The sequence below is a fragment of the Fibrella aquatilis genome (genome assembly GCF_017353255.1).
Taxonomy (GTDB): Bacteria; Bacteroidota; Bacteroidia; order Cytophagales; family Spirosomataceae; genus Fibrella; species Fibrella aquatilis.
This window is the reverse complement of the sequence record NZ_JAFMYU010000018.1, coordinates 115,885-136,087: the sequence shown is the minus strand read 5'-3', so window position 1 is coordinate 136,087 and position 20,203 is coordinate 115,885. Positions and strand designations below refer to the sequence as shown.

The window sequence follows — 20,203 nt, the reverse complement described above, 5'->3', positions numbered from 1 at the left end:
ACCACTATGGCTGAAGTATCAGCAGTATCCGCTTATTTCACGTCAGGAGGTTATAGCGACCAGGAGGTCGTGCATTTCTCCTACAAACTAGGTCGCAGCATCGACTCAAAAGGTCGTCCTTCATCGGTGGTGCAGGGCGGCGTGGTGGAGATCGAGGTGATCTCTTCACCACAAGACGGCCCCTTGGCCGACTGGATGGCCAACTCCTACAAAGGGCAGGATGGCACGATCCGGGTGGTCGATCAGGAGAAGAGCACGCTTAAGGAAATCCACCTGACCAACGGTCGGGCTATTGGCTGGGCTGAGCGTTTTGACAAGACGCCCCGTGCTGAGCGCCCTGAGCGTCCTGCGGGCACCTTCACACTGACCATCTCGGCCGAGAAGATTACCTTCTCCGGCGCTGAGCACGACAACAACTGGGGCGACAAAGCATAATCGACGCTTCGTAGATACCCGTTTGATTGTCGGATGGACGAGGTCAGCAGTTGGCCTCGTCCATTTGCTCTACTTAGTATTCCCTTCTGTGCTGAATTAGCAGCTAACACGTAAACAGTACGATTGTATGCTATTGGCGATGCCTCAGATGCCAGGTGCTCAGCGTTGTTTGGTTGACGTGCAAACAACATCTATTTTGGGCAACCTAGCTTATGATAATGTACGTAAATCGGAATTTATAAAGACGCCATTGAAACAGACACCAACCGGCTGGCAATTCCGCGTTGAGCTTGTTCAATTTAATCAGGAAGAGACCGGAGGCCTGGCCCGACTGGATAGTGATACGCTTCAACTACGAAACAATATGCTGGTAGAGACAGACCATACCGGTCAGTTGATTCGCATACTGAATAAAGAAGAATTACGCCTGAAATGGGCAGCATTGCGCCCATCGTTATTGCATAAATATAGCCATGACGAGCAAATTACGCCCGTCATGATTGAGGCCATTGGTTATGTATTGAATGGCGACGGTTATCTGGAAGAGACATTAAACAGAGGATATGAATACAGCCTTTTATTTCCGCCACTATACACAAAAAATTACACAGAGAAACCAATAGCATCGCGTCCAAGAATTATTGCTCGTTTTTTGGGTGATCTGAACCTGACTTTTACCACAACAGCAACACAACGCACCGACCTGCCGCCCGATGCTGCCTATGGTGTTTTCATGGAAGGTGCCGTTGACAAGGCTACCTACCCGACAGAGGCTGTCAGGCAGGGGCTGCGCAACATAACAGACGAGCCTTTACTGGACACAACCCTGAATGCCCAGCATATGGAGAGCTATGAGTTCGACGCCTCCAGCAACTTGCTCTACGGGGCACAATCGACCATGTATGGCGTTTCGGGGGTCTTTTTCACCAGAAATGTAGCCACCATCCAAGCTAGTTTGCTTTAACCAGTTGATCCAACGCTGTTTATGTCTGAACAAAAGTACATACCGGCTTTCTCGCTGCTTACATGCAACAAAGGCACTATGATGGCTCCGTTGCTGGTAACGTTTCATAAGAACACCACGCTCTACGGTCCCAACCTGGCTACCGACCTGGACAAAATGCCGGTGGTGAACATTCCGCCGCTTGGGGTTTGCACCATTACCAAACTACCCTGTGTGCTGATACCCGTGCGGTGGAGTCCGGTAAAGGATGATACGCAGATTGGCTCTGCCCATTTATTGCTGGACAACTCGAAGTTGGAGTGCGGTGTGGGAGGTAAGATCAGCATCCATTTCACCCGCGCCGATGCCATGGCGGCTTTGCCAGCTGCGCCGGCGCCGGATGAGAGCCTGGCTGACAAGGCCGACAATTTTTTCAAAGGAATTGGCGGTCCGTTGGGCACCTACGGCCGGTTTCAGGTGGGTGTAGCCGAGGGCCTATATGAAGGTGGCAAAGGGCTGGTAGGCGGCTTGTGGGGGCTGGCCAAGGGGGGCTGGAACGCCGTTACCCATCCCAGAGAAACAGCGGCCGCCATAGGGCGTGCTGCCGAATGGACAACCCATGGCGAAAACTGGGTCAACGCCGCCACGAGTGCGAAGAATACTATATCAAGTGCAGCGTCGGCAGCCACGAACCCCGACAATTGGGCCAAGGCTGCTGAGTGGGCGCGCACCCGTTCGCCCCGTGACTGGGGCAATATAACGGGGCAGGTAGCCTTTGAAGTTGGCTTGACCGCCGCTACCGCAGGGGCTGGCACAGCCTTGAATGCCGCCGCTAAAACAAGCCGAGTGGCCCGAGCAGCGCTGGCCGTGGGTGAAGCGCTAAACGTAGAAGCCAAAGTTGCCCGGGCTATCACCGCCGCAGGAAAGCCGCTGATGCTTGGTCTGGCCAAAACGGGCGCGCGCCTTGTGCCGGCAGCGCTGAAAGAAGGCAAAGCCGCCCGTGCGTTGCAGGCCGTTGCCAAAGTTGCCAAGCCTGTTAAGTGCTTTCTGTTTGGCGATCCCGTCGACGCAGCCTCTGGTTCGGTGCTGATGCAGGCAACCGATTTTACCATCGATGGGCCTATTCCGCTGGTTTGGGAACGAACCTGGTACTCCCGGTCTATCCATCAGGGCGCGCTGGGGCACGGTTGGCATCACAGCTATGACCTTGCCCTGGTGGTAGAAGAAGACGGGCAGGTAGCCATACGCACCGCCGAAGGCCAGTTAGCTTTATTTGAAGCACCAGTCCGGGGTGGCGAGGGTGTACTGAACCGCACCCACCGGCTGGAGATCTTTCTAACCCAGGCGGGTGAGTACCAGGCATGGCACCTCGACGAGCGGCGTTGGTATCACTTTCTGTCTGAGCGCGAAAGCCACCTTGTTCAGCCCCTGATGGCCATCAGCGACCAGAACGGCTTCGCTGTGCAGTTCGACTACAATTCGGCCAATCACCTGCGCCGCATTACCGACAGCGCCGGGCGGGTTCTTCAGGTAGACACCGATGACCGCGGACAGGTTCGGGCCATCTTCAGTCCGCCGGTGGGGGGCGCGTCCTTTCCGCTGGTGCGGTATGGGTACGATGCGTCGGGTAATTTGACCCAGATTGTTGACGCGGAAGACAACATCAATTCGCTTCAATACCACGGTCATCTGCTGGTTCAACGCACCAACCCACGGGGGGTCAATTTCTTTTTCCGCTATGATGGCCAGCACCACAAAGCCCGTTGTGTACAAACCTGGGGCGATGGCGGTGTATTGAACTATAAGTTCAGGTACGACAGCGACGAACAAACCACCATCTGGAATTCGTACGACCAGATGGAGGTGGTCAGGCATGAAGACGGCCTGGTGTACCACCACGTGAATGCGCTGGGAGCCTCCTACAACTGGTCTTATAACAACTACCAGGAATTACTGACTGAGGTAGACCCGCTGGGCAACGCCAGCAGCTACAGCTACGACAGCCGGGGCCACCAGACTACCCAAACCACCGCTGGTGGAGGCTCCCAAAAAACAAGTTACGACAAGCGCGACCTGCCCGTATCTGGCTCCGACGCACAGGGCGGTTCCTGGCAGTGGACCTACGACGAGCGTGGTAACCTTACAGAACGCGTTGACCCATTAGGTGCGGCTACTACCTACAGCTATGACGCTCAGGGGCACCTGCTCACCATCACCGACGCCACAGGGCAGGCCACCCAACTGCGCTACGACCGTGAACATAACCTAAGCCATATTGCCTCGCCGGGTGGAGCCATCCGCTCGCGTAGTTACGACGAACTGGGTCGGCTCATCAGCTTAACTGATCCCAGCGGCGCTGTTCAACGCCGCCGTTATGACCGGCTCGGCCAACTCATCGAAGTGCTCGAAGACGACGGCACCCGTCGCGCCATGCAGTATGACGGGTCGGGCAATGTAGTGATGGCGCAGGAAGGTCAGCAGCAGGTGAGCTTCAGCTACACGGCCCTCAACCAGATGGCGCAGCGGCAACAGGCGGGTCAGCGCATCCAGTTTGGCTATGACCTGGAAGGGCGACTAACCGGCCTCCTGAACGAAGCGGGGCTGGCCTACCAGTTTGAACTCGATGCCGCCGGACAGGTCATTGCCGAACAGGGGTTCGACGGGTTGCTGCGCCGCTACGAACGCGACAGTGCCGGGCGCGTAGTTCGGGCTATTCGTCCGGCAGGGCGCGTAACCGACTACACCTACACGGCGGGCGGTCAGGTGAGCGAGGTACGCTACAGCGACGGTACAGCCGAACGATACCAGTATGACGGTGCAGGGTCTATTACGGAAGCCAGCAATGACCACACCACCGTTCGTCTGCAACGAAACGGCCTGGGATTGCTCACGGCCGAAACCCAGGGCGAACACACCGTTAGCTACGAGTATGACCAGTTTGGCCAGCGTACGCATATCCGCTCGTCGCTGGGTGCCGACGTTCAGCTAGGCTACGACCGGCTGGGCAACATCGAACGCATGAGCACGGGCGGCTGGCAGGCCACGTTTGGTTATGATCAGCGCGGGCTTGAAATTCAACGGCAACTCAGCGGGGGCATCAGCGTAGGCTGGCAATACGATTCGGCGGGTCGTCCGGTGCAGCAACGCATCAGCGGGGCGGCGGGCCGGGGACGGCAGCGTACGTACCAATGGCGAGGTGGCGATCAGCTGGCGGCCATCGGCGACAGTCAGCGAGGTACCAGCCGCTATGCCTACGACCCCGTGGGTAACCTGGTGGGTGCCACCTATGCCGATGGCACCACCGAAGTGCGCGTGGCTGACCCGGTGGGCAATTTATTTGAAAGTCAGGCCGGGCAAGATCGCCGGTATGGGCCGGGTGGACAGTTGTTGAACAGCAAGCAGGCGCAGTACACCTATGATGCCGAAGGGAACCTAACCCGAAAAGATACCGCCGACGGTCCCTGGCATTACCGCTGGAACGGGGCCGGTATGCTGACCGAGGTGACGCGGCCCGATGGCCAGACCGTGCAATTTGGTTATGATGCCCTGGGGCGGCGGGTGAGCAAAACCTTCCGCGGCAAAACCACCCGCTGGGTCTGGGATGGCGACAAGCCCCTCCACGAGTGGACCGAACTGAGCCTGAGCGACAAGCCCGGCAGCGTTGAGGACGTCATCACCTGGCTGTTTGAAGAAGACAGCTTCGTACCTCTGGCCAAGCTTCAGGGCAGCTCGCGCCAGAGCATCCTGACCGACCACCTGGGCACCCCCCTGGAGATGGTTGACCGGGCGGGGCAGCGTACCTGGGAGGCGCAGACCACCAGCTATGGCCGCATCCGCCTGGGGCAGGGCACCCGCGCCGAGTGTCCCTTCCGCTTCCAGGGGCAGTACGAAGACGTTGAAACGGGTCTCTACTACAACCGCTTCCGTTACTACGCCCCCCAGGAGGGCATATATATCTCACAAGACCCGATTAAATTGGCTGGTGGAATATCCTTATATTCTTACGTTCATGATCCTTTAAGCTGGATTGACCAATACGGACTTGCCAAAAAGGGTGGTTCATATTCTTCAGTCAGAAAAGACAATAAGGGCGGTGAGGTTCACCATACACCTGCTCACAATTCTTATGATGGGTTAAATACAGGAGCGACCCATAGTACTGGTCCAGCTTTCCATATGGACCGTGCAGACCACTTGGGAACTGGCAGTCATGGACATCAAGGTTTAGACGGTAAAGCTTACCGAGCTAAACAACGTAAACACATCCAAGCAGGCAGATGGGACAAAGCTGTTCTAATGGACATTAAAGATATTCAGGGAAATCATGGCAAAAAGTACAATTCTCATATATCTGAAATGCTTGATTATACACACCAAAAAGGCTTAATTAGTGATGCACAACACAAACGACTTAAAGCAAGACTTAACTGCAAATGAAAAGTACAGCCTTAACTTTCTCAATCGTCCCTTTCAAACAGGTTGGCCCATTAGTATTCGGCATGTCTCAAGAAGAGATTCGGAATATCCTTGGTGATCCGGATAAAGAGTCGAAGACATTTACTGGAAGACTTGCTGAAAGCCGAAAAGAAATATCAGTAAAATATAAGAAAGGTCAAATGGAGGAAGTTTCATTTCTTCAGGGGGTAGACCTGCTATTTGAGGAGCAGCGGCTATTAACACAGAGTGGAATCGATTATCTTCTAAACAATTACGAGCACCAAAGTGATTTAGGCTTCACTATCTTTCCAACATTAGGAATTGCATTCACAGGTTTTGGAAAATCCAAAGACACCAAAACGGTATCTGTCTTCAATAAAAAAGTATTAAAAGAGTATTTAACTCAATAAAATTGAGCTAGCTAAATCGTATAGCGAATTAGTTCGCGCCAGAGCATCCTGACCGACCACCTGGGCACCCCCCTGGAGATGGTCGACCGGGCGGGGCAGCGCACCTGGGAGGCCCAGACCACCAGCTATGGCCGCATCCGCCTGGGGCAGGGCACCCGCGCCGAGTGCCCCTTCCGCTTCCAGGGTCAGTACGAAGACGTCGAAACAGGCCTCTATTACAACCGCTTCCGTTACTACGCCCCCCAGGAGGGCATGTATATCTCACAGGATCCGATTAAATTGGCTGGCGGTAGCGCTATGTACAGGTATGCACATGACTCAAATAGATGCATAGACCCACTTGGACTTGCGGAGTCGGTTTACCAATTAGTGGATAGTAACGGAAAGGTAATCTATTATGGAATCACAGACAGAAAGCCTCAAGCTCGAGTGAATGAACACAGGAAGGCTGGCAAACAATTTGATCACATGGAAGTAATAGCTGAAAATCTAACACACGATCAAGCTCGTTCTCTTGAAGGCGGTTTAATCCGAAATAGATTAGCTGAAAGAATTGGCGATTATGGTATAGATGACTCTATTGAAACTAAACTTCAGAAATCAGGTCTTCTAAATAAGAATCGCGGACGTGAGATAGGCCGATGGAACCCAACTGACCCTTTGACTGATGTTCCGAGGTTGAAAAAAACTAAAATTTTACGTCCTAACTGCAAATAAAACAGCAAACAGCTTTATGAAAATTTACAACACGCTTCCCGATGGTAATGAAGCAGCAGACATGGAACCCGCTCATTACTTTAATTTGGCTATAAATCAATTGAACAAAAGTGAAGAACATTTACGTAACACTGACAAAGCCATTCAAGTTATGTTGGTACACATAGACATTTTGGTTTATTTAAGTGAGAAATATCCACGAATGGCAAACTTAAGATTGGAAAAAATTAAAATCCAACAATGGAAAGGCAGTTTTTATTCTTGGTACGAACGTTGCTCTTCTAAAATTCCTGTATCTTACCGACAAGGAATAAAGGATTCAGCGGATTCCTTATTCGAAGAATTGCTTAAATATGGACATTGAACAGAGTATTTATAATTCAAAAAATTAATCTATATGTGGGAGATACAACCTTGGGATAATGATGTTGCTGCTGATTGGTTCAGTAGTATCATGGATAAAAGTAAGCTAGCAGTGCTTGTAAGAAAAACATTGACGTTAGCAGTTGGCGAAACTATTGATCCAGAGCATTCGCCCAAACTTCGTTCAGCAGCTTATTTTTTACTGCATCTGGGATATGTATACGTATGGCCAATTGAAAAGTTAGATGATGATTTAACATTGGCTATTCAGGCATTGAAAGTAGTATTAGCTGATCAAGACTACTGTTATTCAACTGAAATGACTAATCAGGTTAAAACAGAGATTAGGCTTTTAGAGGACAGACTTAATAAATATAAAATTAATAATTAAACGCATAATTTAGCATTATAACAGAATCCATACATAATTTTTCATGGAGTATACTTACTATTTAAGGAACAGCGACAGTCAACACAGAGTGGGATCGATATTTACCATCCTGACGGTACTGGTGGCCGCAATAAATGGGGCGGTGGTACAGTTTGCAGATAATTACCTCATTATGAAACGTTTTAACAATTTCTCATCTGTTTTGCAGGATTGGGAATCAATCCCTGTCCCGGGTCGTCTTTACATTCAAGGTGATAAAAAAGATGGCTGGCAAGAATCTGTTTTTTGGGCGGTATCGAGCAAAGAGGCAAAAGATGCTTTGTTTGTTGATGGGCCATACGGTTCTGTACCCGATTTTTTGAAAGAGGAAAGGGCGAAATCGTTTCTGGAAACAGCTACATTTCAGGACATCATTGACAATAAATTAGAGAATAATCCTCAACTTAGCATCAGTGAAGAAGCCGTATTTTACAATGCTGTTCTATACTATTTAGAGCAGGATGATTTCGAGGATTAAGGCCGAATGCTATTCATTTCCCTCCGGCCCTGGGAAGGTTTTCTAGGTGTGCCTGCCTATGTAGACATGACGCTCACCGAGCAGATTGATGGCAAAGACCCCTACAACAAACCCGTTCGCACAACCAAGTGGTTTGACTACGATGTCTATCAGGGCAATCCCGTACCACCGTCGGGTGAATTTACCTTGCCCGACGAGTTGTACTGCCTCTGTAGTGGTATCAAAACATTCGACACCGATTTTTATTACAGCGGCTACTTCTACCGGTTTATTGTGTCGGAAAAATTCCTCTTGTTTATAGAAAACAATAGCTTTCTGGAAGGAGCCTACGACTATTGCCCGCTGACTGTTTTATCGAAAAAACTAGAGCCGATCACGCAGCAGTCATATTATCTGCTGCGCGTTTTTCGCTTCCATCAGGAGCTGATAAACTGGCAGGATTCGCCAACGGTGCCTAAGAAAGAGTCGTTTAACAAGCAGGTATATTACCTGGAGTTAGTGTTAACGAAAGCAGAGCAGGAGATTCCCGGACTGTTTTTTGCTAATCAGCGCGGTTTTTCTGACTGTTTTTTCTGCACGGAGCCAACAAAACAACTAATTGACGAGCAACGATTTAGGGGCATCGCTCTAGTCAGCCCGGCCGATTATGTAGTCGAGCAGCAGTACCGGGACGATCACCTGTCGGCTACCCCAAAAGAGGCCCGGCAACGTGACAAAATACGGTTCGCCCAATAGCGTTGAGACAGATCTGTGTCTCTGGCCAAGCTCCGGGAAAATATGGCATTCGACGACCCTCCTCACTCATGAGATTCACTGCAAAACCACATAAAGGGCTACTTCCGATTAAATTCGGTATGAGCAAGTCGGACATTAAACCTTTTTTACCCACCATCTCAGATTTTGACATTCCAACTTTTGGGAGCGCCGAAGTAATGCCACTATCTTATTTAAAAATTCACTTCTCAAATGGTGAAGTAGACGAAATCACGGTTTTTACAGGCACCAATAATCACAAAACGGGGCAACTAGCGCAGACAGAACCTGACCTTGACCTTGTTATTGATTATCCTGACTTACCTGAAGACACACTTCTACTAGATCAGGCTTTAGATGTCATCAATAAGAAATTTAAAGCTAAATACGAACCTACCATATGGCTATATCCAGACTTATGTATGTCGTTTTGTGGCTATGACAGATCGCTTGACTACAGGAGCATAACTATTTTTTTAAAGAAAGATTTAGACTTCTTTCTCGAAACTATGAAAGATGCACCACTATCTACTCAGCTTAGAAAGCGCCGGTAAGCCTTTCTGTATCACTACTAACGTTATCAGAATATGAGGGAACGGGGCCGGTATGCTGGCCGAGGTGACGCGGCCCGATGGCCAGACCGTGCAGTTTGGCTACGATGCCCTGGGGCGGCGGGTGAGCAAAACCTTTCGGGGCAAAACCACCCGCTGGGTCTGGGATGGCGACAAGCCCCTCCACGAATGGACCTATGAGCGTAACCGACTGATTCGAAAATATTGTCGATGATCTCTGAGTTAATAAAAAGCCACCAGGCAAAAAAGACACATTAACCCACTTATTTGAAGTTAAATGGAAAATGTCAACCCTTACATTTCAGTAAATTCTATCTATTTTGGCATGCAGCCTTTCCAGGTAGAATCTAACTTGGGAAAGGCTGATCGTATAAAGCCAGTCAGCGCCCAAGAATTTTATGAACTAAGAGATGTTTTCACAATTTATTATACTAACAATGTTGTAACCTCAATCATATTCAACGAACTGGTTGATTTACACATTAATGGTAAATTGTTATCATTTGCAAAAGATATCAAAACTGTTCTTGATACAGAAGATCCTTTTTTTGTCAACGATAATTATGTGTTTCCACAGTATGGCCTGAATGGTTACGGACTTGATCATCCTGAAAACGGTGTAGAGATAATAGTATATGCAAAGAGCATGAAATCTTATTATGAAAAAGACATAAATAGCTTTCCAAGACACTCTGAAATTTTCAGTAAGGAGAATATAAAAAATAATGATTACACAATTATACCTTACAGGTCAGTTGGACGATTACTTTTCGGGAGTTCACCTGATGATATTGAGAAAGCTATTGGCAGACCGAACAAAAAAAATCAATACACAACTGGCGAACTGAGCGAAGTTAGACAAGGGGTATCGACAAAATACAATAAATATAAGAGATTGATTCAAGTTCGTTTTTCAAGAGACGTACCCGTTTTTCTAAATGACGTCTTAATCTCAGACGATGGAGATAAGTCAGCTATTTTTAAGCATTCTGAGATTTATTTGAACAGAGCTTACAAGATATATTTTGAATACGGTATAGCATTTACAGGTTACGACAGTCATCAAAGCGATAATGGTAGTATCATTGTATTTTCAGAAGAGTTGATTTCTTTTTGGAAGAACAAATTTCGACCCTTGTTATAAAAGTACTTTCTATATGCTTATCCATTAAAACCAATTCCTACCACAACAGTTTCCGCTACTACGCCTCCCCAGCAGGGCATGTACATTTGGAATAACTAGTAAACATGGCTGTGAAACATCTTGAGCTACTACCAACTGATAGCCAATCGACATCTTTTTTCGGGGGATTCCCCTGTTTGACTGAATCAACCCCTTGGCCTGCGTGCCCGCTTACCAATCAGCCTTTGTTGCATCTGATGACGCTAGGCGCTGATTTCTTTTACACGCCAACCATCAGGCAGGCTGATTCATTATCTGTTTTTGTCTCGTTTGACTTTGGTAATAAAACCAATGCCATTGCCCTGTCCAGACAAATGGCCGTCAATAGTCAAGATCAGTTTGGCAACACCAAGGCAGGCTACTGCCGGGTTGTGTTACATCAGGCAGGGAACGCACCAACCCCACCACCGTCAGCCGATTACGTTCCCCTCCCCCTGTGCCAGGTGAAGCGAAGTGACTTTTCAGCAGCGGAAATGGCCGACGAAGTAGCCGAACCTGGCAGGGGCCTTGATGTGAGCAAGTTTGGTGGCATACCCGGCTGGCTACAGGATGATATCTTTTTCCAGCCGCGGTATGATTATGCGCTGCAACTGAGCGAGTATGATATACGCCGCCTAAGCCCGGCACACGAGGGCATTTTCCGGGGTGGAATGGGGTATTTGTACATCGACAACAACGCAAAAAAATTATCAACGCCTGCTGAAGGTGGTTATTTCTTTATTCAATTCACCTGATAGGAAGCTGTTCTATTGTGAAACGTTTTAACAATTTCTCATCCGTTTTGCAAGATTGGGAATCACTCCCTGTGCCGGGTCGTCTTTATAGTTAGGGCGATAAAAAAGATAGCTGGCAAGAATCTGTTTTTTGGAAGACAAAATGCCATTTATTTCTCTCCGGCCCTGGGAAGGCTTTCCGGGTGTGCCTGCCTATGTAGACATGACGCTCACCGAGCAGATTGATGGCAAAGACCCCTACAACAAACCCGTTCGCACAACCAAGTGGTTTGACTATGATGTCTATCAGGGCAATCCCGTACCACCGTCGGGTGAATTTGCGTTGCCCGACGAGTTGTATTGCCTCTGTAGCGGCATCAAGACATTCGACACCGATTTTTATTACAGCGGCTATTTCTACCGGTTTATTGTGTCGGAAAAATTCCTCTTGTTTATAGAAAACAATAGCTTTCTGGAAGGAGCCTACGACTATTGCCCGCTGACTATTCTATCGAAAAAACTAGAGCCGATCACCCAGCAGCCGTATTATCTGCTGCGCGTTTTTCGCTTCCATCAGGAGCTGATAAACTGGCAGGATTCGCCAACGGTGGCTAAGAAAGAGTCGTTCAACAAGCAGGTGTATTACCCGGAATTAGTATTGGCTAAAACGGAACAAGAATTACCAGGGCTATTTTTTGCTAATCAGCGCGGCTTTTCCGACTGTTTTTTCTGCACAGAGCCGACAAAACAACTCATTGACAAGCAACTGTTTAGAGGCATCGCTTTGGTTAGTCCTACAGACTACGTGGGCGAACAGCAGTATCGGGATGATCATCTGTCGGCTACTCCAAAGGAAGCTCGGCAACGTGACAAAATACGGTTCGCCCAATAGCGTTGAACATCAGTCGACAGGGCTATCACCTTTTCCACCGCGCCACCCAAAACTCCAACCGGATGCACCCCGTGACTAAACCGCCATCAGCCGGATGCCGGAAAAGTGGAAGGTCCCGGCCCTACGGCCAGCGCATAGAGTGGTTTATTTTACCAAGTTTGCGGTCGCCTGATAACCACGCCTGATAACCAAAGCGTTTGGCCCTACCGCCGTACCACATTTCGCACCCCACCGCCCGGATTGGGTACGTCGCCCACATAATGCGGAATGACGTGGATGCTGGCGTGGGCGAATTTTTGCCCGGCGGCGGGACCGATGTTGAGGCCAACGGTGAAGCCATCTGGTGCGTAACGTAGCTGCAATCATTCTTGTACCTTATTGACGACTTGCCAGCACATCTACCTTATTTAGAGCCTGTTTCATTTATAAGCGTACCTCCGGCTACCGTAGAGACGCAAAATCTTGCGTCTCTACACGTGCGTCAGCAACACGCCCGCACAAACAGATTCCGCTATCCTTACATATTAATAATCCACCCCAAACTATATATTTACAAATAAGACAAAGCCACGCCACCATTCATGCTGCCTGATATTGAATTCCCGAAAAGTGGCGACTACCGGACGGGGGCGGAGCATGACCCGCTGACGTTTTACATGGAAGCGTTGGTAGAAAGCACCCGGCTTGATTTGCTGTTGGGGTATTTCAGTTCGTCAGCTATCAGCGTATTGGCGTTGGGTTTCGCCAAATTCATCAGCAACGGCGGTCGTGTCCGGCTAATTATCAATCACATACTATCTGAGCAGGATAAAGCAGCGGTGCTTGCAGGGTCAACCACTAGTGCAGCAGCGTACTCATTTCACGTGGCCGATTATGAATCCCTTCGCCGGGCGTTGGATAGCTACGGCCACCATTTTTTCGACTGTATAGCGTGGTTGATTGCGACAAAGCGGGTGCAGATCCGGGCCATTAAACCCAAAGACCGGCGCGGCATTTCACACTATAAATCGGGCGTCTTCTACGACGGTGAAAACAAGGTTCGGTTCAAAGGATCATGTAATTTCACAGCATCGGGATTGCTCGAGAACCTGGAAGAATTGGCTGTTACCCTGTCATGGAAAGCCGACCCCGACGCCTTCGCGGAGTATGAACGTACTTACAACCAACTCTTTGACGGGCAAAGCGATTACGCCGAACTTATCTCATTTGACGACATTGAGGCCGTCATCGTGCGCGATTATGGCGGCAAAGACCTTGACGAATTACTGGTTAACGAACAAAAACTAGCCGCCCAAAAAGCGGGCGAAATCCGCAGTCAAACCCACCAAAGAGCCATTAACAAAATCTTGCAGAAGATAGATACGTACCTCGCATCGCCCCGCTTCCCCTACGAAAGCGGCCCCCGCGACTACCAACGCGACGCCTACCAAAACTGGGTGGGCAACGACTACAAGGGCATTTTCGCCATGGCCACCGGCACGGGTAAGACTATTACTTCGCTCAACTGTGTCTTGAACGAATGGGCAAAAACGGGGCAGTATCAGGCGGTTATTTTGGTGCCGACAACGGTGTTGGTGGAGCAGTGGACGCACGAGGCTCGGAAGTTCAATTTTCGCGAGATTATCACCGTGTCGGGCCAATCGAAGGGTTGGCCTGCTGAACTGGGACGAATCACTACCCAGCTTAGCTTTGGCGTGGGTACGTCGTTTATCGTGATTGTGACCTACAAGTCGTTCACCAAACCCGCGTTTCAAACGTACTTTAAACGCTTGCCCAAGACGACTGTTCTCCTCGCCGACGAGGCTCATAACATCGCTTCACCCTCGGTAGCTCAACTTCTCGACGGGGTTCACCTAACCAAGCGTATTGGCCTGTCAGCCACGCCCCGGCGGGTGTATGACCCCGAAGGATCGGCGCATATGGAGGCGTTTTTCCATGATAGCGAACCGTATACGTACAATTTCTCCATGGAACGGGCCATTGCCGAGGGCATCCTGTGCCAATATTACTACTTCCCCCACATTGTGAGCCTAACGCCTGAAGAGATAGTGGACTACTCAGAGATTTCGGCTAAGCTCGCCAAAATCTATGCCCGTACAAAGGGAAGCGATCAGGCCGCAAAATCGGTGGAAATGCTGCTGATGCAGCGGAAACGTATTATTCACAAAGCGCAGGGCAAGCTGACCGCCTTTGAAACGATCCTGAACGACATCATTGCCAAACGAGAGGAAATTGACTACACATTGGTCTACGCGCCCGAAGGCTTCTACGCCGATACGGAAATTGATGAGGAAGCCTTCTCTACAATGACTGAAGACAACCGGATCATTGACTTCTATGCGTCTATAGTGCGGCAAGTGTCACCCACCACGACTATCACACAGTACACGAGCAATTCAGACGATAAGGAACTGGTATTAAAGCAATTTGAGGCCGGACAAATCAACGTCCTGCTATCGATGAAGTGCCTGGACGAAGGCGTTGACATACCTCGAACGGAACAGGCAATTTTCTGTTCAAGCACGGGCAACCCCCGGCAGTTCATCCAACGCCGAGGCCGGATCTTGCGGCAACACCCCGATAAGGGGTTTGCATACATCTATGACATGGTCGTGATCCCCCGCGCCGACCCCAACAGCCCAACCTTCCAACTGGAACGCAAACTGGTGCAGAAAGAACTCGAACGGGTGGTTCATTTTGCCTTTATGGCCACCAACAAATACGAAGCCATGAATGTCTTCCGCGAGGTCTGCGCCGCGTATGAACTCAACTTAGATACCATTCACACCGAACTGTCGGCCTAACGTACCTATGACACAACTCGACATTGTTAAATCATTCCTTGAAGACAGCGAGATTCAGGAGAAGTATAGCCTCTCGCCTGCCGATGTGGCACAAATGACGCTGACAAGCCACTACAACGCCGACGCGCAGGTGTTGGTGGGGTTAGTTCGGCAGATGGTAAACGTAGTAGAAGATGGTAGTACGCCTAACCTGGCGGCCAACCGCCTGAATGCTCATCTCAACACGACGCTCCTGTAGATTATGCTCATCCGAAAAATCAATATCACTAACTTCCTGTGCTATTACGGGGCCGCCAATCAGTTTGAGTTTGTGGAAGGACTGAACATTGTGCTCGGTGCTAATGGCTACGGTAAATCAAAGCTGTATGACGCATTTCAGTGGGTTTTTAGTGATGGTATCACCGATAATGCGCCCCGTGCCACACCGGGTGGGCTAAAGCTGACCAATGCCGTCAAGGGCGACTTAGTATCAGAGAAGGCCAAAGCGGAGTGCGATATAGGCGATAGTGTTGAGACAAAGGTGGTGATCGAGGTGGACGATCAACGCAACGGCAATCCCAGGAAATACCAATTAGTTAGAACGTACCGCACCCGCCGGACAGACGAGAAAACATGGGTGGAACCGGGCAAGAGCGAGTTTCAGATCTTGGAATATGATATTGTCTCTTACAAACCGGTTGCCGAGGCCAAACAGGCCGAAATTCTTGAACGCCTGATTCCGGTCGATGTGCGGCCCTATGTCTGGTTTCAAGGCGAACGGGGCATTAGCAACCTCATCGACACATCAAGCAACGGTTCGTTGAAGAACGTGATCAAACGCCTGTCGGACATTGACCGGTGGGACACCTATATCGAGGTAGCCGAGAGAGCCTACAAAACTGCCCAATCTGCTTTCGATCAGGTATTAAGCAAGTCGCAGAAGAATCAGGTACGTATTGGCGAGTTACAAACCGAGCAGCGATTATTGGAAACGCAGGTACGTCGGCTGGAAGAACAGATTACCAATGCTTCGCAGAATCAGCAGGAGGCGCAGGAGAAAATAGACGCGCTGTCGGCAAGCATTGAGTTTGCCCAAACAATCAGCAAACTGAACCAAGCCCGTAGTCAGGCCGAAGCTGCCTACACCGCTGCCGTGAAACAGTCAGATGCGTTTGATGAGGGGTTAAGCCGGAAGCTGTTTTCCGACAATTGGGTGCTCTTGGGTACGTCGTCGTTGCTCGATAAGTTTGAAGACAAACTAACGGCTTATGATGACGCCATTGCCATACGGAAAGCCACGGCAAACTTAACCAAACAGGCGAACGAGAAACTACAAATCCGGCTACCCGACAACGTACCTGAACCCATGTATGTGCGGCAAATGCTTGACGAAGAGCATTGTAAGGTTTGTGACCGGCCCGCGCCCAAAGGCAGCGAAGCTTATGATGCCATCGTCAGTCTGCTGCTGTCGGAACCCGAAATCATACAGCCCGAACGCCCCCGGAAAAACCTGAAATCATTTTTCAGACAGTTCTATGCCAACGGCTTGGGCATGAAAAGCAGCATCGACAGCATCAACCAACGGGTGCAGCAATCAATACAGGAACAAAACGCTGGACGCGAACGGGTTCGATCTTGCAAAGAAGAGTTCGAGGCGAAAGCCCGCGAGTTGCAGCAACAGGAGCAGTTAAGCGGCATCGTCAACGCCCGCGACATTGTGAACTCGATGAACGGCGCAACGGCAGACATAAAGAAGTTTGAGGGCGATTTGGTGGGCGACCGGAATAAAAAGAAACAGCATGAAGACCGACTGCGGGAGATCAACAGTGAGTTGAGCAAGTTGTCGGAAGGGCAGGTGCCTGCTCATCTGACGCAAAAGAAAACGATCCTGTTTGACCTGATGGAATTGACCAAACGGGTGAAAAAGACGAAGTATCAGGAATTGGTTCAGCAGCTTGAAGACACCGCCAATACCCACTACCGCAACATAAATGCCCCAACGGGCGCGTTCTACGGCACTATTCGCTTCATAGAGACGTCGGACGGAGGATACCGACCAGCCATCTTGGATAACGATGGGCGCGAAGTTGGCAACCTCAACACGTCGCTCGTTAGTTCGTTGAAACTGTCGATCATCATGGCAATTGTGTCGGCCAACAAAACCCGCAACTACGCCTCGTTTTACCCTCTGATCTCGGATGCTCCCGTGTCTGATTTCGACGTGGTGAAAGCCATGACCTTCTTCCGGGAAACAGCCAACACGTTCAGACAGAGTATCGTGATTGTAAAGGAACTACTGGTAGAAGACACCACCCGCATAGGCCGTTACAAACCCGATTTAGTCAGATTGCACGAACTCCGGACAGACTTACAAGCGGCAGACAAGACACTGAACGTTTACCAGTTAGATATGCCCGATGGTGTATCAAACGCGTTTCGTAATGAACTAGAAGTCACGATTCAAAAAGTAAATTGTTAGATGCAAACCCTACTCGACCGCTTCGATAAGAAGACCCCCTATTACCCCAACCGCTACCGGGACATGATCGACAAACTGTCTCGCAAACGCGCCTTCGACACCTCGTCGGGTACGGAGGAAGAGAAGTTTTCGCAGGGTAAAATCTTTGCCAACTACTACGAATGCTTCCTTTACGCTGCCGTACTGGGCATCCGCCAGAACTATCGCGTTCCACTTGACCGGGCTACGGAAGGCACTAAGTTCATAGCCGTTGAATTCTGGCGGCCCCGCCCGCTGGTCGAGTACGTATTCATGGCCCTGTTAGCCCTGTCTGATATAGAACTGATTGACCTAGAGGAAATGGACGAAGATCAGATCGACAGTAAAGCCTTTGACCTGATTAAGCTCATTGAAGAATACGCCTGCGGCGGCTTTGACCTTATGCAGTCAAGATTAGTTGACGAGCCTCAATTATTTGAAAACCCTTACGGCGCGGTAGGATTCTTAAATAGTTTAGAAAGGTCAGCAATGAATTAATCCAGGATTAAAAACTAGATCTATGCTACTGCGTATCTTCTAGCAATATCGCCTAAAAACATGTCGATAAATTCCCTATCTGCTCTATTTTCCTTTGAATATGATAGCATTTCAGCTATTAAACAAAAAATATCTTTCTTATGGACTGCTTTGCAGATAAAATCATCAAAAGAAACTTGACCAATAGGAGCATTTAATTGAAAGATAAACCAGAAAAGCTTACCTAGCTGAAAAATATCTGATTTTTCGTCAATACTGCAATCGAAATTAGTATTAGTCTTTTGCGTCAACATTTTGTTCATAGCTTCGGGCGAAAGCCAACCTATAGGACCGATTCGTTCACCGATATCATCGTAGTCTTTATCTCTATGAGCAACAAGCCCTAAGTCACCAAGCTTCCAAACAGCTTTCTCTTTTTCATCATCTTGATAAAATAGCAAAATATTGTCAGGCTTGATATCACGATGATAATAATCCTCGTCGTGGAGTTCTTTTATAGCATTATAAATATTTAAGCAAAATTTTACCTTTTCTTGCTCATCTATTTCTTGATTCTCTTGCAAATACTCTTTTAGATCAGTATCTGCTTTCTCCATAACGTAGTATGGAAACATATTACCTTTTAGCTCTATAAAACCATCAAAATCGTACTGAACTATGTTCTCTTTACCTTTAGTACCTAAATCTTTCAGTACTTCTATTTCATTTATAAATCGTCCATATCTTCTTATAACAGTTTCTTTAGCATTTCTTCCAGGTTTTGAATAATTACATATTTTTACAGCTCTATCCTTTTTTAACCCAGATAGATCTTTCAGGATGTACACGTTGGAGTTTGCACCTTTTGAAAATTTATATTCAGATAAGTATCTCAAATGATACTTGACCTCTTCGTGCTCTATCCAATTCAAATTGTCATTCAAATCGCCACTCTCTGTCTCGGAAAGGACAATACTTCTGTTCTTGATATCCATCTTCAAAAATAGTTTCTACCAGTAGCTCTTTCAAGTTCTCCTAAATTAACTAGCCAGTATAATCCCTGTTGGGTAAGACTATCATCGTTTAAATTATAAAAGGTTAACAAGTCTAAAATGACGAAGTTAACATCTGGATCATCTTCTGGCCTACTCAAAGGGTGTTCATCCACATTAAGTAATAAGTCATTTAAGAACTTTGATCTTTCATCTCTAGCTCTCTTAGAATTTGATTGACTCACACAATTATTTGCATACTCTCTGAAAGAATAACACCGTTCATTAGAAGGATATATATCTTCCCCGATCAGAACGAGAATTTTGTAGAAATAATCTAATGTTTCTCGCTCAAGATTAACATTATCTTTCAAAAATCCATAAAGCGTATAAAAATCGTTTCTCTGCTTATATCTGGTTCTATTTAACGGGTATATGGCATTGAATCGTTGAAAATGTACTAAAACTTCGCCAAATTGCTCTTCTAAAGCCCGAGCGTCTTGTTCTGTAAAATCTATATTCTCATAAAATCTTTTTTCTACCTGTATTTTTTTATCGGTATTTCCTAATTTTTGTAATGTCAGTAACTCTGCAACTAAGTCTGTATCATTCAATCTTTTTAAAGTAGCATCAGTAAATAGATTCAATGAAGTAAAATCATTCTCCGTAGAAAGTTTTTCAACAAGATTTTGCTGTTGAGTGCTAGAATATTGGGCCCTTGCTATTTCCGGTCTATTTAACTTAGTACCATACTTATTTACTCTATAGTAAAAGTCCTCAATTTCTGATTCATTAGTTTCGGAAATTATGTAAACAGCTATTTGATAACTAGAGTAGAAAAAATTAGCATCTATTTCTTGAATGTACAATTTATCCATATCGGGAAAATAACCTTTATGATATCCAAGAATAGCCCTAGTTCTTTGTTGGCCATCAACCATCTCAAATTGACCATCTACATTACGATATATGAAAAACGCAGGTAAAGGATATGAATGTTTTATTGAGTCAATAAGTTTTCTCTTAGCAATCGGGCTCCAGATATCACCACGTTGATAAGGAGGATTAAGATTTAACTCTCCAGAATCAAATAATGAGATCATTTGTCTTAGATTCCAAGTCTCTATG

Annotated in this window: 21 protein-coding genes; 18 read left to right on the top strand and 3 right to left on the bottom strand. The window is 48.0% G+C overall.

The features are described 5' to 3' along the window. Positions 1-6 precede the first annotated feature (6 nt). The 14 genes from tssD (at position 7) to J2I48_RS19970 (ending at position 12,326) form a co-directional block, all read left to right on the top strand. A complete protein-coding gene (gene tssD, locus J2I48_RS20035) occupies positions 7-435 on the top strand; it encodes a type VI secretion system tube protein TssD (protein WP_207337267.1) in 429 nt (142 codons plus the stop codon). 127 nt (positions 436-562) lie between these two features. After that, positions 563-1,399, top strand: a complete 837-nt coding sequence (locus J2I48_RS20030; protein ID WP_207337266.1) for a hypothetical protein — start codon at positions 563-565, stop codon at positions 1,397-1,399. 21 nt (positions 1,400-1,420) lie between these two features. Continuing rightward, positions 1,421-5,815, top strand: a complete 4,395-nt coding sequence (locus J2I48_RS20025) for a DUF6531 domain-containing protein (RefSeq protein ID WP_207337265.1) — start codon at positions 1,421-1,423, stop codon at positions 5,813-5,815. Continuing rightward, positions 5,812-6,225: a hypothetical protein gene (locus tag J2I48_RS20020; protein ID WP_207337264.1), complete on the top strand. Its 414-nt coding sequence runs from the start codon at positions 5,812-5,814 to the stop codon at positions 6,223-6,225. Before J2I48_RS20025 ends, J2I48_RS20020 begins: the two co-directional genes overlap by 4 nt. A gap of 27 nt (positions 6,226-6,252) precedes the next feature. Next, complete coding sequence (locus J2I48_RS20015) at positions 6,253-6,942, top strand: RHS repeat-associated core domain-containing protein (protein ID WP_310587294.1); 690 nt, start codon at positions 6,253-6,255, stop codon at positions 6,940-6,942. A gap of 16 nt (positions 6,943-6,958) precedes the next feature. Next, complete coding sequence (locus J2I48_RS20010; protein ID WP_207337262.1) at positions 6,959-7,306, top strand: hypothetical protein; 348 nt, start codon at positions 6,959-6,961, stop codon at positions 7,304-7,306. Positions 7,307-7,339: 33 nt separating this feature from the next. Beyond that, positions 7,340-7,696 (top strand): hypothetical protein, encoded by a 357-nt coding sequence (locus J2I48_RS20005; protein ID WP_207337261.1) that lies wholly within the window; start codon positions 7,340-7,342, stop codon positions 7,694-7,696. A 43-nt stretch (positions 7,697-7,739) separates the two neighbouring features. Beyond that, entirely contained in the window at positions 7,740-8,213 is a 474-nt protein-coding gene (locus J2I48_RS20000; protein ID WP_207337260.1) for a DUF7716 domain-containing protein, read from the top strand. 6 nt (positions 8,214-8,219) lie between these two features. Next, entirely contained in the window at positions 8,220-8,948 is a 729-nt protein-coding gene (locus J2I48_RS19995) for an Imm43 family immunity protein (protein WP_207337259.1), read from the top strand. 68 nt (positions 8,949-9,016) lie between these two features. Then, positions 9,017-9,520: a hypothetical protein gene (locus tag J2I48_RS19990; RefSeq protein ID WP_207337258.1), complete on the top strand. Its 504-nt coding sequence runs from the start codon at positions 9,017-9,019 to the stop codon at positions 9,518-9,520. A 52-nt stretch (positions 9,521-9,572) separates the two neighbouring features. Continuing rightward, positions 9,573-9,752, top strand: coding sequence for an RHS repeat domain-containing protein (locus tag J2I48_RS19985; RefSeq protein WP_207337257.1), 180 nt, complete (start codon positions 9,573-9,575; stop codon positions 9,750-9,752). 63 nt (positions 9,753-9,815) lie between these two features. After that, positions 9,816-10,682: a hypothetical protein gene (locus tag J2I48_RS19980; RefSeq protein ID WP_207337256.1), complete on the top strand. Its 867-nt coding sequence runs from the start codon at positions 9,816-9,818 to the stop codon at positions 10,680-10,682. Positions 10,683-10,918: 236 nt separating this feature from the next. Then, positions 10,919-11,455, top strand: coding sequence for a hypothetical protein (locus J2I48_RS19975; RefSeq protein ID WP_207337255.1), 537 nt, complete (start codon positions 10,919-10,921; stop codon positions 11,453-11,455). A gap of 142 nt (positions 11,456-11,597) precedes the next feature. Then, positions 11,598-12,326 carry an Imm43 family immunity protein gene (locus J2I48_RS19970; protein ID WP_207337254.1) on the top strand — a complete coding sequence of 243 codons (729 nt, stop codon included), beginning with the start codon at positions 11,598-11,600 and terminating at the stop codon, positions 12,324-12,326. 203 nt (positions 12,327-12,529) lie between these two features. Here J2I48_RS19970 and J2I48_RS19965 read toward each other — a convergent pair whose 3' ends face one another. Further along, positions 12,530-12,688 carry an HIT family protein gene (locus tag J2I48_RS19965; protein WP_229376553.1) on the bottom strand — a complete coding sequence of 53 codons (159 nt, stop codon included), beginning with the start codon at positions 12,686-12,688 and terminating at the stop codon, positions 12,530-12,532. 219 nt (positions 12,689-12,907) lie between these two features. Between J2I48_RS19965 and J2I48_RS19960 the strand changes: the two genes are divergently transcribed. The 4 genes from J2I48_RS19960 to J2I48_RS19945 are packed head-to-tail and all read left to right on the top strand — an operon-like array spanning position 12,908 to position 18,104. Then, positions 12,908-15,130, top strand: coding sequence for a DEAD/DEAH box helicase family protein (locus J2I48_RS19960; RefSeq protein ID WP_207337253.1), 2,223 nt, complete (start codon positions 12,908-12,910; stop codon positions 15,128-15,130). Positions 15,131-15,137: 7 nt separating this feature from the next. Then, entirely contained in the window at positions 15,138-15,368 is a 231-nt protein-coding gene (locus J2I48_RS19955; protein WP_207337252.1) for a hypothetical protein, read from the top strand. 3 nt (positions 15,369-15,371) lie between these two features. Further along, positions 15,372-17,588: an AAA family ATPase gene (locus J2I48_RS19950; protein WP_207337251.1), complete on the top strand. Its 2,217-nt coding sequence runs from the start codon at positions 15,372-15,374 to the stop codon at positions 17,586-17,588. Beyond that, positions 17,589-18,104 carry a DNA phosphorothioation-associated 4-like protein gene (locus J2I48_RS19945; protein ID WP_207337250.1) on the top strand — a complete coding sequence of 172 codons (516 nt, stop codon included), beginning with the start codon at positions 17,589-17,591 and terminating at the stop codon, positions 18,102-18,104. It abuts the gene before it with no gap. Positions 18,105-18,124: 20 nt separating this feature from the next. On the opposite strand, the gene J2I48_RS19940 is transcribed toward J2I48_RS19945, so the two are convergent. Then, positions 18,125-19,078, bottom strand: coding sequence for a protein kinase domain-containing protein (locus J2I48_RS19940; protein ID WP_207337249.1), 954 nt, complete (start codon positions 19,076-19,078; stop codon positions 18,125-18,127). A gap of 2 nt (positions 19,079-19,080) precedes the next feature. After that, positions 19,081-20,178 (bottom strand): DUF262 domain-containing protein, encoded by a 1,098-nt coding sequence (locus J2I48_RS19935; protein ID WP_207337248.1) that lies wholly within the window; start codon positions 20,176-20,178, stop codon positions 19,081-19,083. Positions 20,179-20,203: the final 25 nt, after the last annotated feature.